Source organism: [Mannheimia] succiniciproducens MBEL55E (assembly GCF_000007745.1).
Lineage (GTDB): Bacteria > Pseudomonadota > Gammaproteobacteria > Enterobacterales > Pasteurellaceae > Basfia > Basfia succiniciproducens.
Window position 1 is genome coordinate 1,217,386 of sequence record NC_006300.1, and the last position, 14,388, is coordinate 1,231,773.

Annotated in this window: 9 protein-coding genes; 4 read left to right on the forward strand and 5 right to left on the reverse strand. The window is 43.2% G+C overall.

What is annotated here, in order from left to right; all coding sequences use genetic code 11:
• Positions 1 to 47 precede the first annotated feature (47 nt).
• Complete coding sequence (locus MS_RS05595; protein ID WP_011200395.1) at positions 48 to 3,140, forward strand: D-2-hydroxyglutarate dehydrogenase YdiJ; 3,093 nt, start codon at positions 48 to 50, stop codon at positions 3,138 to 3,140.
• A 95-nt stretch (positions 3,141 to 3,235) separates the two neighbouring features.
• Here MS_RS05595 and MS_RS05600 read toward each other — a convergent pair whose 3' ends face one another.
• The 5 genes from MS_RS05600 to melB all read right to left on the reverse strand — a co-directional run bounded on the left by MS_RS05600 (position 3,236) and on the right by melB (position 10,832).
• Complete coding sequence (locus tag MS_RS05600; RefSeq protein WP_011200396.1) at positions 3,236 to 3,832, reverse strand: DNA glycosylase; 597 nt, start codon at positions 3,830 to 3,832, stop codon at positions 3,236 to 3,238.
• 120 nt (positions 3,833 to 3,952) lie between these two features.
• The gene (gene pntB / locus MS_RS05605) at positions 3,953 to 5,380 is read right to left on the reverse strand and encodes a Re/Si-specific NAD(P)(+) transhydrogenase subunit beta (protein WP_011200397.1); all 1,428 of its coding nucleotides are present in this window, start codon (positions 5,378 to 5,380) and stop codon (positions 3,953 to 3,955) included.
• Positions 5,381 to 5,391: 11 nt separating this feature from the next.
• Positions 5,392 to 6,924, reverse strand: coding sequence for a Re/Si-specific NAD(P)(+) transhydrogenase subunit alpha (pntA, locus tag MS_RS05610; RefSeq protein WP_011200398.1), 1,533 nt, complete (start codon positions 6,922 to 6,924; stop codon positions 5,392 to 5,394).
• A gap of 401 nt (positions 6,925 to 7,325) precedes the next feature.
• Positions 7,326 to 9,464 carry an alpha-galactosidase gene (locus MS_RS05620; protein ID WP_011200401.1) on the reverse strand — a complete coding sequence of 713 codons (2,139 nt, stop codon included), beginning with the start codon at positions 9,462 to 9,464 and terminating at the stop codon, positions 7,326 to 7,328.
• A gap of 3 nt (positions 9,465 to 9,467) precedes the next feature.
• Positions 9,468 to 10,832 (reverse strand): melibiose:sodium transporter MelB, encoded by a 1,365-nt coding sequence (melB, locus tag MS_RS05625; protein WP_264352511.1) that lies wholly within the window; start codon positions 10,830 to 10,832, stop codon positions 9,468 to 9,470.
• A 217-nt stretch (positions 10,833 to 11,049) separates the two neighbouring features.
• Here melB and melR point away from each other — a divergent pair, with 217 nt between their 5' ends.
• The 3 genes from melR to tyrS all read left to right on the forward strand — a co-directional run bounded on the left by melR (position 11,050) and on the right by tyrS (position 14,330).
• Complete coding sequence (gene melR / locus MS_RS05630; protein ID WP_050738258.1) at positions 11,050 to 12,075, forward strand: transcriptional regulator MelR; 1,026 nt, start codon at positions 11,050 to 11,052, stop codon at positions 12,073 to 12,075.
• Positions 12,076 to 12,084: 9 nt separating this feature from the next.
• On the forward strand, positions 12,085 to 12,804 hold the full coding sequence (gene sfsA / locus MS_RS05635; protein ID WP_011200404.1) for a DNA/RNA nuclease SfsA: 720 nt from the start codon (positions 12,085 to 12,087) through the stop codon (positions 12,802 to 12,804).
• Positions 12,805 to 13,142: 338 nt separating this feature from the next.
• Positions 13,143 to 14,330, forward strand: a complete 1,188-nt coding sequence (tyrS, locus tag MS_RS05640) for a tyrosine--tRNA ligase (protein WP_011200406.1) — start codon at positions 13,143 to 13,145, stop codon at positions 14,328 to 14,330.
• The last annotated feature ends 58 nt before the right edge of the window (positions 14,331 to 14,388 follow it).

A 14,388-nucleotide genomic window follows, 5' to 3' on the forward strand; every position in this document is an offset into this window, starting at 1 on the left:
TCTGCCATCCGACTATATTAATTTATCACCGATAAGAGCTGTAATTTATGCTACCACGTTTAAAAGAAGTTCCCCAGCTTACACCGCTTGTTTCCGATTTTTTAGATGATCTCAAAGCGCAATATTTTGAGGGCGATATTGCCTCCAATTATGCCGATCGCTTAAGTCTGGCTACGGATAATAGCGTTTATCAATTATTACCTCAGGCTATTTTATTTCCTAAATCCGTATCTGATGTTGTTCGAATTACAAAACTCGCTCAACAACACAAGTATCTTTCCTTAACCTTTACGCCGCGCGGCGGTGGTACAGGAACAAACGGTCAGGCGATTAACAATAATATTATAGTTGATCTTTCCCGCCACATGACAGGTATTTTGGAACTCAATGTTGAAGAGCGCTGGGTTCGCGTTCAGGCCGGCGTGGTTAAAGATCAGCTCAATCAATTTTTAAAACCTCACGGACTTTTCTTTGCACCGGAATTATCCACCAGTAATCGTGCCACGCTGGGCGGTATGATTAATACCGATGCTTCAGGGCAAGGTTCTTTGCAATACGGTAAAACTTCGGATCATGTGCTCGGTTTGCGTGCGGTTTTGGTAAACGGCGACATTATTGATACAAGTGCGGTCAAAACGGAGCGATTTTTAGACAATCTCGCCGCTAAAAAAGTTACCTTTACAAGCAAACGATTACATGAAGAAGTTTTTCACCGCTGCAAAGAAAAACGTGAACAAATTGTTCGGGATTTGCCGCAATTGAACCGATTTTTAACAGGTTATGACCTGAAAAACGTATTAAATGAAGATGAAAGCGAATTTAACTTAACCCGTCTGCTAACCGGTTCGGAAGGCACATTAGCCTTTATTTGCGAAGCCACGTTAGATCTCACGCCGATTCCGCAAATCCGAACCTTGATTAATGTGAAATACAGTTCTTTTGACGCCGCATTACGTAGTGCGCCCTTTATGGTACAGGCAAACGCGCTTTCTGTGGAAACAGTTGATTCCAAAGTACTTAATCTCGCGAAAGAAGATATCATTTGGCATTCCGTTAAAGAACTACTAACGGAAGAGGCAAACAGCCCGATTCTCGGCTTAAATATTGTTGAGTTTGCGGGCAATAATAAAAATTTGATTGAACGTCAGGTCGCCGCTTTATGTGCTCAGTTGGATGAAAAAATTGCCAACCGGGAAAGCAATATTATCGGTTATCAAGTATGTTCGGATCTGCCTTCTATTGAACGCATTTATGCCATGCGCAAAAAAGCGGTGGGGCTGCTGGGTAATGCGAAAGGTGCGGCGAAACCGATTCCTTTTGTAGAAGACACCTGCGTTCCGCCTGAAAATTTAGCCGATTATATTACCGAATTCCGGGCATTATTGGACGGTTATAATCTGCAATACGGTATGTTCGGGCATGTAGACGCCGGTGTGCTTCATGTGCGCCCGGCATTGGATCTGTGCGATAAAGAACAGGTTCAACTGTTTAAGCACATTTCCGATAGCGTTGCGGAACTCACACGCAAATACGGCGGTTTGATTTGGGGTGAGCACGGTAAAGGAATCCGTTCTTACTATGGCGAAAAATTCTTTACGCCGGAACTTTGGCAAGAACTGCGCTATATCAAATTCCTGTTTGATCCGCATAATCGCCTGAATCCCGGCAAAATTTGCAGTGCACTGAATAGCGAACAACAGCTCTACCCTATTCTCTCGCCGATGCGGGCCGATAACGATCGCCAAATTCCGATAAAAATGCGTGAAGAATATGCCGGCGCTATGAATTGCAACGGCAACGGATTATGTTTTAATTTTGATGTCCACAGCACTATGTGTCCGTCAATGAAAGTGACCGGAAACCGCCTGTTTTCACCGAAAGGGCGTGCGGGAATGGTACGCGAATGGCTGCGTTTGATGGCAAATGAGAATGTAACGCCCGAACAGCTAAATTTCCATCATTCGCAGGTAAAATTGTCCGAATTGGTTGAAAAAGTAAAAAATTCAGTGAAGAAATGGCGGGGCGAATATGACTTTTCCCATGAAGTGAAGGCGGCAATGGATACCTGTCTTGCCTGTAAAGCCTGCGCAAGCCAGTGCCCGATTAAAATTGATGTAGCGAGCTTCCGCTCCAAATTTTTCTATTTTTATCATCAGCGTTATGTTCGTCCGAGTAAAGACTATATTGTGGCAAATTTGGAAACGGTTGCGCCTTATATGGCAAAACAGCCTAAACTTTTCAACTTTGTTATGAAATCGAAATTTATGAAAATTGCAGCGGAAAAAGCGCTGGGCATGACGGATATTCCGTTGTTATCGGAGCCTAATTTGCGTCATCAATTAGTTGAAATCGGTTATCAAGGGAAAACCTTAGAACAGTTGGAACGTCTTTCTCCCACAGAAAAGTCCAATATGTTATTGATTGTGCAAGATCCTTATACCTCTTATTATGATGCAACCGTTGTAGCGGATTTTGTGGAACTTTGCCGGAAATTAGGCTTCAAGCCGGTGCTTTTGCCTTTTAAACCGAACGGTAAAGCACAGCATATTAAAGGCTTTTTAGGGCAATTTGCGCGCACGGCAAAAAACCAGGCGGATTTTTTAAACCGCATGACAAAGCTGGGTCTGCCGCTTGTCGGCGTTGATCCCGCCATTGTGCTTTCCTATCGTGACGAATATAACGAAATCCTGCAACAAAACCGAGGTGATTTTCATGTCATTACGGCGCACGAATGGCTAAAAAACCAATTGGATTCAAACCTGTTAAAAACTGCGGTGAAAAATTTGCAAAAAAATCACCGCACTTTGAACACGCACGAATGGTATTTATTCCCTCATTGTACCGAACAAACCTTTATGCCTAACAGCCCGCAGGAATGGCAGCAAATTTTTACCGCATTCGGGCAGCATTTGGAAGTGGAAAAAGTGGGATGTTGCGGCATGGCGGGCGTGTTCGGGCATGATATGAAAAACCAAGAGATGTCAAAAGCGATTTATGCTGGTTCCTGGGCGACGAAGCTTACCGGTAAAAATATTGAATATTGCCTGGCAACCGGTTATTCATGTCGAAGCCAAGTGGCGCGTTTGGAAAACGAAGAATTAAAGCACCCGGTGCAAGCTCTTCTCTCTCTTTTCCATTAAACTAAATACTAAAGTAAACTAAATACTAAAGGTGAGCCGCACATAATTAGGCTCACCTTTTTATTAGGGGCTGTTTATCTTTTATAAACAAATCCCTACTTTAAAATGCCCGACAGCTCGAAAAATTTTCGATAAGCTTCAGCTTTCTTTTCTAAACTTAATGGATAAGCTCTTGATGTCGAAGGAACCCGATACAGCTTGAGTTCATGTCCCTGAAAAGGAAAATCAATATATTCATTGGTTTTCGGTTCCTTCAATTTTAATTCCGGCACCAAACTGAATAAAGCTTCCGTGGCTTTACCTCCGGTAGTGAACAACCAACGCACATTCGGTACTTTCTGCAAAACCTGCGTTAAATTTACCGGTTCCACAATTTTAAGAAACTTATCTGAAGCATTACCCTGCTCGCGAACGGCTTTTATCACCGTAGGACAGGAAGCAATGCCGCGTTCATGCAAAAAAGCCTTTATCCGTTCGGCATCAAAACGCTTTTCTCCCGGTACCTGAAAATATTCTTTATCTTCAAAAAAGATTAAGCCGTAAATCCGCCACATATCATTTTGAAAATTAGGATAATGGAATTCCATACAACGTTTTTCAGACTTAGGAGGGAAAGTCCCCATCATCATGACGGTTGCCCGAGCCGGCAACACCGGCGGAAACGGGTGGGTTTCAATAATTTGTACTGACATTACGAATCCTTACGACAATGACTAAGCATAATAGAGTCTGTTTATTTTTTACAAAACTTTTAAAAAAATAACCGCACTTTGATTGCTCATAAGTGCGGTTTTAGGCATTTAATCCGTTATTTAGTTCAATGCGCTGATAATATCGTTTACACGATCTTTAGCATCACCAAATAACATTTGGGTATTTTCTTTGAAGAATAATGGATTTTGCACACCGGCGTAACCTACCGCCATTGAACGTTTAAACACGATAACGTTTTGCGCTTTCCATACTTCAAGCACCGGCATGCCGGCAATCGGACTGTTCGGGTCTTCCATAGCCGCCGGGTTCACCGTATCGTTCGCACCGATGACTAATACAACATCCGTATCTTCGAAATCATCATTGATTTCATCCATTTCCAATACCACATCATAAGGTACTTTCGCTTCCGCCAACAGCACATTCATATGTCCAGGTAAACGACCCGCAACCGGGTGAATACCGAATCTGACGTTCACGCCGCGATCGCGTAATTTTTGCGTTAATTCCGCAACCGGATATTGCGCTTGAGCAACAGCCATACCGTATCCCGGAGTAATGATAACCGAACTTGCGTTTTTCAATAATTCCGCCGTTTCTTCCGCTGTTGTTTCACGGTGTTCACCTTGTTCTTCATCGGAACTGACAACCGGGTCATTACCAAAACCGCCCGCAATCACGCTGACAAATGAACGGTTCATGGCTTTACACATGATGTAAGACAGGATCGCACCTGAAGAACCGACCAACGCACCCGTTACAATTAACAGGTCGTTATTCAGCATAAAACCTGCCGCAGCCGCAGCCCAACCGGAATAAGAGTTCAGCATGGAAACCACAACCGGCATATCGGCACCGCCGATTGACGCCACTAAATGCCAACCGAAAGCAAGAGCAATGGCTGTCATCAGTAACACAGGGAAAATATTTTCCGGACTATTTAAGAATGAAATCATTAATAATGCGGAAACAACTAACGCCGCTAAATTTAATTTATGGCGGTGAGGTAACATTAACGCTTTAGAATTAATCTTACCGCTCAATTTCCCAAAAGCTACCACAGAACCGGTGAAGGTTACCGCACCGATAAAAATGCCCAGGAACACTTCAACGTTGTGGATATTGTCTAATGCCGCTTGTTCCGCTAAAAACGCCGCTTGCGCAGCTTCATCCAGATTCACGGGCATAGCAACCGCGGAATGTAAACCGAAGCTGTTAAAACCGACCAATACGGCGGCCAAACCGACGAAGCTGTGCAGAATAGCCACCAGTTCCGGCATTTCCGTCATTTCAACTTTCAGCGCTTTGCGGATACCAAGTACGGCACCAATCGCCATAGCAACTAAAATCCATAATTGCCCTTCCGTTGCCGGCCCAAAAATAGTTGCGATTAATGCGATGGTCATCCCTACGATGCCGTACCAACAACCCGCTTTTGCCGTTTCATGTTTAGAAAGACCGGCCAGGCTCATAATAAAGAGTATTGCCGCTACAATATATGCAGCTTGTACAAAACCTACTGACATTGTTTCTCTCCTTAACCTTTTCTAAACATGGCTAGCATACGTTGGGTAACTTTAAAGCCACCGAAAATATTAATACTTGCCACTAAAATTGCGATAAACGCAAGTACGCTGATAAAGAAACTGCCTTGGGCAATTTGCAGCACCGCACCCACAATAATAATACCCGAAATAGCATTAGTTACCGCCATTAACGGTGTATGCAGAGCATGGCTGACATTCCAAACCACATAATATCCCACCACACAAGCCAGTACGAATACGGTAAAGTGAGATAAAAATGCACTCGGCGCCACAGAGGCAAGCCATAGGAATAAAATAGCGGCTAACGCCATCACGCCGTATTTAATACGGGGATCTTTCGGTTTTTCTTCTTTTTTCTCAACTTTTTGCGCCGCCGCTTTTTGCTGCGGTTGTGCCGATACTTTAATCGGCGGTGCAGGCCAGGTGACTTCACCGTTACGAATTACCGTCACGCCGCGAATAACCACGTCTTCAAAATTAAGATCAATCTGACCGTCTTTATTCGGCGCTAACAGTTTTAATAAATTAACTAAGTTAGTACCGTAAAGTTGGGAAGACTGAGTCGGTAAACGACTTGGGAAATCCGTATAACCAATGACTTTAACCTGATTATCCGTCACAAAAATTTCACCGGCTTTAGTATATTCGCAGTTACCGCCCGTTAATGCGGCTAAATCCACAATTACGGAACCCGGTTTCATGGAATCAACCATTTCTTTGGTGATTAAACGAGGCGCAGGTTTGCCCGGAATTGCCGCCGTAGTGATAATAATATCCACATCTTTCGCCTGTTCGGCATAAAGTTCCATCGCACGGCGATTGAATTCTTCGGACATCACTTTGGCATAACCGTCGCCGGAACCGCCCTCTTCTTTGAAATCGATTTCAAGGAAGCTTGCGCCCATACTTTGCACTTGTTCTTTTACTTCGGGACGGGAGTCAAAGGCACGTACGATAGCGCCAAGACTGTTTGCCGCACCGATAGCGGCCAAACCCGCAACACCGGCGCCGATTACCAGCACTTTCGCCGGCGGCACTTTACCTGCCGCAGTAATTTGTCCCGTAAAGAAACTGCCGAAAGCATTGGCCGCTTCAATAACGGCGCGGTAACCCGAAATATTCGCCATCGAGGATAAGGCGTCAAGCGCTTGCGCACGGGAAATACGAGGTACGGCGTCCATCGCCAAAACGTTAACATTTTTCGTCGATAACTTTTCCATTAAATCGGGACGTTGCGCAGGCCAGATGAAACTCACCAAGGTCGAACCTTCTTTCATTAATGCGATTTCATCATCCGTAGGCGGATTTACTTTAAAAATAACGTCCGCATTCCAAACGGCTTGCTGATCTCCGATTTTTGCCCCGGCTTGTTCAAACGCGTTATCTTCAAAACTCGCTTTAAAACCGGCATCATGTTCGATGATAACGTCAAAGCCGAGTTTGAGGATTTGCTGAACGGTCTTTGGCGTCGCCGCCACACGGCTTTCATTATCAAGCAGTTCTCTAGGTACACCAATTAACATAATGTTTCCTTCAAATCAGTTGAAAAAATAATTGAGTGAACCAATGACACACTCAATCCCAAATCGTTACCCGCAAAATACGCAAACGTTCACGTACTGCAAATAACACGGAATGACAAAAAGTCAAATCTTCTTAAATGTAACACTAATTCAATAAAAAAAGAAAAAGATTTTTCAATCAATTCAACCGAAAAAATCAATTGATAAACAAGAACAAAAATTTCTGAAATTTTGACCGCACTTTTTAGATTTTTTCTAATAAAATAAAGAGGATATATTGTAAACACTGAGGTATATTTAAAAATACGGCAAATAAACGCGTTCCGTGTAACATTGAAATATAAAAAATTAGGGACAGGTATAAACCCGTCCCTATAAAATTTAAATAATGTTGATGTTTATTACAGCCGCTTAAATTCAACCAGCATTGCGCTTTGCGGATCCAGTACCGGAATTGTTAAGCCCGCCTTGGCAAGCCATTCACCGCGGATGCTAACAGGTTTTCCGGCAAAATTATCTAATACCCATTGCGGGAAGACTTTCATTAAATGTCCGCCTTTCCCCTGCTTGATATAATCGGGAATTGACAGCAGTTTTACCTGATAAGTAGCATTTGCCTCCAAATAAGGCACGCGCAATTTACCCATTTGTTTATAATCCGGCATATCAAGCTGGCTGATTAACACCACCGCCTGTTTTTTATCCTGTGCGACAACGCCGTTAATCAGCGTGGTATCGTCATGATGATCCAAACGGAAACTTTCTCCCGAATGCAGTAACGGGCGAAGCTGTTTGTGCAAGGCAATATATTTGGCAAACCCCTGCCGTTCTTCCGCCGATTCTTTCACCGGATCAAGCTCAACCCCCATATGTCCGAATAAGGCGGTTAATCCTCTGAAATCAAAGGAAAAATTTCGCATAGTTGTCTGACAAGGCGCGCCGCCGATATGAGCGCCGATAACTTCCGGCGGATAGAAATAACTCATACCCCGTTGAATTTTCTGGCGGGTTAAAGCATCGTTATTATCGGAAGTCCAAAAACGTTGCGAGCGTTTCAGAATTTCAAAATCAATACGTGCGCCGCCTGATGAACAGCTTTCAATTTCTACGTGCGGATAACGTTTTTGCAAAATATCGAATAAGCGATAAGCGGCTTGAGTTTGCGCAGTGACCGCGGCTTTGCCCAAATGTCCCGGTTGTACCAAACGGCGATTGTGATCCCATTTGATGTAATCCACTTGATTTTCGCCCAACAGCCAATCCATGCGTTCTAAAATGTAATTAAAAGCGTCCGGATTAACTAAATCCAGTACATATTGGTGACGTTCTTCCGGTTGATCATACCCATCCAACCGCAGCATCCAATCGGGATGTTGTTGGTATAGTTTCGAGCGTTTGCTGATCATTTCCAGCTCAACCCAAATCCCGAACTGCATACCTAATTTCTTTACCGCATCAATCACCGGCTTTAGACCGTTCGGGTATTTTTTCTCATCCAAGAACCAATCCCCCAAACCGCCAAAATCGTCATTCCGACCGATAAACCAGCCGTCGTCAATAATAAAACGTTCAACCCCCATTTCCGCCGCTTTTTCCGCCATCGCAATAATATGAGCGGGATCATGATCAAACATCACCCCTTCCCAAATATTAAGATGAACCGGGCGAATCGGTTGCGCAAAATGCAAAATACGGCTTCGGATATGTCGGTGGAATTGCTGTGACATACCGTTTAAACCGCAATCGGAATAGGCGGTATAAACCCAAGGAGTAGAAAGCGACTCACCTTGTTCCAAAACGATTTCACCCGGTAAATAAAGATTTTCCAGCTGTGCAAAGCGGCGCCCGTCAATCAGCACATCAGCACGAATGCGGTGGTTACCCGACCAAGCCAAATGAAAGCCCCAGACTTCGCCCTGTTGTTGGCTAAAATGCGGTTGCCCGAGCACAAGATTCGGTGCGTATTCATGGGAGGTGCGGCCGTGTCGGTTTTCCTGCATGAATGCACCATGTTTTAAACAGGTGCGGTTTTCCTGTAATTCCCGACACCAGCGGCCGTAAAAGCTTAGCACTTCGTCGGCATATTCCGGCACGGGTAACGTCACGGCGAGACGATTAACGGTAAACTTGCCTTCACCGAGATTAGTTAAACTGTTGCGGAATTTAAATACGCCGTTACCATCCGCTTCAATTTCGGTTTTAAAGGCTAATTGTGCGATTTCATCTACCGCTTCAATCAACAAAACTTCGCCGTTTTTGACCGCACTTTTTGTTTTAAATACGGGTGCCCAGTCATAGCCGTCACGGTGGCCGTCCACACCGGACGAACCCCAATAACCGCGTCCGTTTTCGGCAGCTAAGGTAACCGGTGTATCCACATCCAGACCACCGTTAGACACGCCGCGTTCAAGGCTTAAAAGATCCGCTTCGGTGATTTCGTCAATCTCTAAGCGTTTTCCCCAATAAAGGATTTCCGCAGGTTCCGGACGGATAATTAAATCCGTATTACCGCCGGTTAAGCGAATAAAATTATTCTTCATGATTTAGTCCTCTTTCACGTTACGGTATTTATCTAATAAAGCGATATTCACTTTCGCCAATAAATCGCCGTGAAGTTTGTAATAACGGAAGTAAACGAATAATTTAATGCTATAGAATAAAATCGGCAAACCAATCATGATGACTTTCATCCAGAAAATGGTATTTTCGTTTTGTACTTCGTTCGGCACGTAATTAATGGCGGTTAATAACACACCGATTAGGAAGGCTGAAATTGCCGAACCCGCTTTTACCACCATAGTTTGCACGGAATAAGCGATACTTTCCGAACGAATGCCTAATTTGTATTCGCCGTAATCTACGGTGTCCGCCACCATAATGACCTGCAACGTCCAGAACAGGGCGCTACCGATTTGCATGAAAATCCCCGCTAAAATAATTAAAAATACGCTCGGCGTTTCCGCCATTCCCGTATAGGCAAGAATCAAACAGCTTAAAATAGAGCTGACGGAAATTGTGATCCATAGCGTACGACGTGAAAACAAACGTACCAAACGGGCAAAGAAGATAATAATGATAAGGTTCGCAATACCCGCATAAGACATGTAATAAGGGAACATTTCTTTATCACCCACTACGTAAGTGAAGTAATAAATCGCAAAGCCGGAAATAATATTGCTGGCGATGTTATAAGATAACGCCATCACCAAAAGGCTGGAAAGCTGATCATTGCGAGGAATCAACGAAACCAGAGTCTTAAGCGGAATACGTTGTTGCGCTTCGCCTGTTTCCAAATTATCCGATGAATATTTTTCTTTTAAATTCATCAAAGTAATAACGGTTGAAATAAGGAAGCAAACAATGATGACAAGGGTAAACATCCGGAAACCGAATCCTTTATCATCGCCGCCTACATAATCCACAAAAGCAATACAAGTTCCTGCGGTAATAAAGTTGGCAAGGCTTGAAAAGAAACGAGGATATGGCACTAATTCTTCACGTTCTCGCTGATCGAGAGTTAAAGTCGGTGTGAGAGACCAGAACGGAATATCCATCAGAGTATAAGTCATACCCCATAAAATATAGGTAACGGCGATATAAATAATTAATGCCGTGCCGCTGAAATAATCGGCGCAAAATAATGAAAAGAGAACAATTGAATTCAAAACCGTACCGATTAAAATCCAAGGTTTAAATTTACCCCAGCGCGAACGCGTGTTATTTACAATCCAGCCCATTATCGGGTCGTTCACCGCATCCCAAACCCGCGCGATCATAAAAATAGTTCCCACGATCGCACCGGATACGCCCAACACATCGGTGTAATAATACATCAAGTACATATACACAATATGAATAGCAAAGTCTTTACCATAAGCCCCTAAACCGAAGCTTAATTTTGTTTTCATTGATAAACTCATTTTTCCACCTCATTGGATAAAACTACCACTTCATGTTGCATAATAATCAAATGAATTTCTATCTGATATTCAGTCTAAAATTCCTGAAAGTTCAGATAAAATGATCACAAAAGTAAAATATGAGTTTCCGGGAAATTTTTAATAAAAAATGAGATTTTGTTGGTATACTAGCGATAACAATAAATCAGTTGTAAATCAGATCAACATGAAAACGTCTCATCTTGCAAAACAAACCTCAACCGAATTAGCGGATAAATCCGGCAGCGAAATAATCAGCCCGCTGTCGCTTTCTCTGGACGCGCGTCCGTTTAATGTGGAAATACAGCAGCCGCCGGGTAATATGCCCGCTTATCATTGGCACGGTCATATTGAAATCAATATCCCTTTTGATGATGATGTGGAGTATAGCTTTAACGAACACAGTACCTTGATTAACGCGGGGCATATCAGTATTTTCTGGGCGTCAATTCCTCATCGCCTGACCGATAAACATAATTGCCGAACCATGGCGGTCTTCAATATCCCGGTTTATCAGTTTCTTTCCTGGCAACTTTCACAAAACCTGATTAATCACATTACCCACGGCATTATTATTCAATCGAAAAATCCCCGTTTAGTCAGCTTATTTGAAGTACAGCGTTGGGAACAGGAACTGAAATTGGAGGATCCCAACCGTCATAAACTGGTTTATGACGAAATCCAGCTGATGATCAAACGTGTCAGCCTTGACGGTTGGCTGTTATTGCTGGAGCCGCCTAAAAAAAACAATCACCAACTTTCCGGCTCCAAACATGCACAAAATTATGTTAGGACAATGCTGGATTACATCGCAAATCATTATAATGCGCCGCTTACCGTGCAATCCGTAGCAAATGCGGTGGGATTAAACACAAATTATGCCATGGGGCTGTTTCAAAGCGCCATGCAGCTAACTATTAAACAATATATTATTATGATGCGTATTAATCACGCCAAAGCTTTGTTGAGCGATACCAACCGAAGTGTGCTTGATATTTCTCTCACCACCGGGTTCAGCTCAATGAGCCGGTTTTACGATAACTTTTTAAAATATACGGGCGTTTCACCAAACAAATACCGCAAACAAATTCGAGCCGACGATAATTGGTCGGCGCAAGGTTTGATCCCGACTACGCAAGCCATAAAAGGCGCAAGCACCGGCGAAAAACTGATTATGACTGGCGAACATTTTAACCAATCCGAAGAATTTTAAGGAAAAATCATGCGACTCCCTCCCCTTCAGGCGGCAAAATTTATCCGCCGTTATAAACGTTTTATGGCAGATGTGGAATTAGCCAACGGCAATATTCTGACCATTCACTGCGCCAACACCGGTGCGATGACAGGCTGCGCGGAAAAAGGCGATACGGTTTGGTATTCCGACTCGAAAAGTACTACAAGAAAATACCCATGCTCTTGGGAACTCACCGAACTGTCAAACGGTAATCTGGTTTGCATTAATACGCACCGTTCGAATCAATTAGTGCAGGAAGCCTTACAAAACAAAGTAATTAAAGAACTTGCCGGGTATTCGGAAATTTACCCCGAGGTTAAATACGGCGAAGAAAACAGCCGCATTGATTTTCTGCTCAAAGGCGAAGGTTTGCCCGATTGTTACGTGGAAGTAAAATCCATTACCTTGGTAAAAAACAATATCGGCATGTTCCCCGATGCGGTCACTACCCGCGGGCAGAAACACGTTCGCGAATTACTAGCCATGAAAAAACAGGGTTATCGTGCTGTTGTGTTATTTGCCGGCTTGCACAACGGCTTTGACTGTTTTAAAACCGCCGAATATATTGATCCCGATTATGACAAGCTTTTGCGCCAGGCAATGAAAGAAGGCGTTGAAGTTTACGCTTATGCGGGCAAATTCGATAAAATTCAAGAAATTCCGACCGCACTTTCTTTAGCGGAAGTCGTACCGCTTTGCTTTAATTGATAATTATTTGCATTTATTTATTGACAAGAAAGATGAGAATGATTATCATATTATTATTCAAACAATAATAGATAATCACTCCAACATTTCCGGCGTTTCCTTCCCCACAAAGGAAACGCTTTTTTTTTCGCCGTCATTCACCGCAAGTTTCTTGCGCAATCGTAAATAATCAAGCAAAAAACAAGGTTCCGGACTTTTCATTTTGACAATAATCTCTATAATGCTAGGTCTAATTATTAAATAGGGCGCCCGGCGGCGGCTTTATCGCTTGAAACCTCGCCAATTAAAATAAAAAATGCCCGTAAAACTGAGTATCAAACCTAAAACAGGAATAAACAATGAGTGATATCAATGTTGTTCTCGCGGAACTAAAGCGCGGTGTTGATGAAGTTCTTTCTGAAGCAGATTTAATTGAAAAACTGAAAGAAAACCGTCCGTTAAAAATAAAACTAGGCGCTGACCCTACCGCTCCCGATATCCACTTAGGTCATACAGTGGTGTTAAATAAGTTACGCCAATTCCAAAACTTCGGCCATGAAGTCATTTTCTTAATTGGTGACTTTACCGGCATGGTAGGCGATCCTTCAGGTAAAAACAAAACCCGTCCGCCGTTAAGCCGTGAAGATGTATTACGCAATGCCGAAACCTATAAACAACAAATCTATAAAATCTTGGATCCGCAAAAAACCCGTATCGTATTCAACTCGGATTGGTTGGGTAAATTAGGTACTGAAGGAATGATCCGCTTAGCTTCTAATTATACCGTTGCGCGTATGTTGGAACGTGATGATTTCAAAAAACGCTTTACCGAAAAACAGCCAATTGCCATCCATGAATTTATTTATCCGTTATTGCAAGGCCACGACTCTGTTGCTTTAGAAGCGGATGTTGAATTAGGCGGTACGGATCAAAAATTTAACTTGTTAGTCGGTCGCGAATTACAAAAATCGGCAGGTCAAAAACCGCAAGTTGCAATGACATTACCTCTTTTAGTCGGCTTAGACGGTGAGAAAAAAATGTCTAAATCCTTGGGCAACTACATTGGCGTAACGGATGCGCCGAACGATATGTTCGGTAAAATTATGTCAATTTCCGATGATTTAATGTGGGATTGGTACGATCTTCTTTCATTCCGTCCGTTGACAGAAATCGCTCAATTTAAAGAAGAAGTGAAAAACGGTCGCAATCCTCGCGACGTAAAAATCCTGCTAGCAAAAGAAATTATCGCCCGCTTCCACAGCGAAGCCGATGCGGATACCGCGGAACAGGAATTTATTAACCGCTTCCAAAAAGGTGCGATGCCTGATGAAATGCCGGAATTTACTTTTGAAGGTGAAATAGGTTTAGCTAATTTATTAAAAGAAGCGGGGTTGGTTGCCTCCACTTCCGAAGCAAACCGCATGGTTCAGCAAGACGGTGTGAAAATTGACGGCGAAAAAGTCGAAGACGCCAAAACAACGATTAGCGCCTCAACCCATGTTTACCAAGTGGGTAAACGTAAATTCGCGCGCGTAACCGTTCGATAATCAACATTAACCGGGGCGTAATATACGCCCTTTTTTATGGCTCCCTATTTGAGGAAAT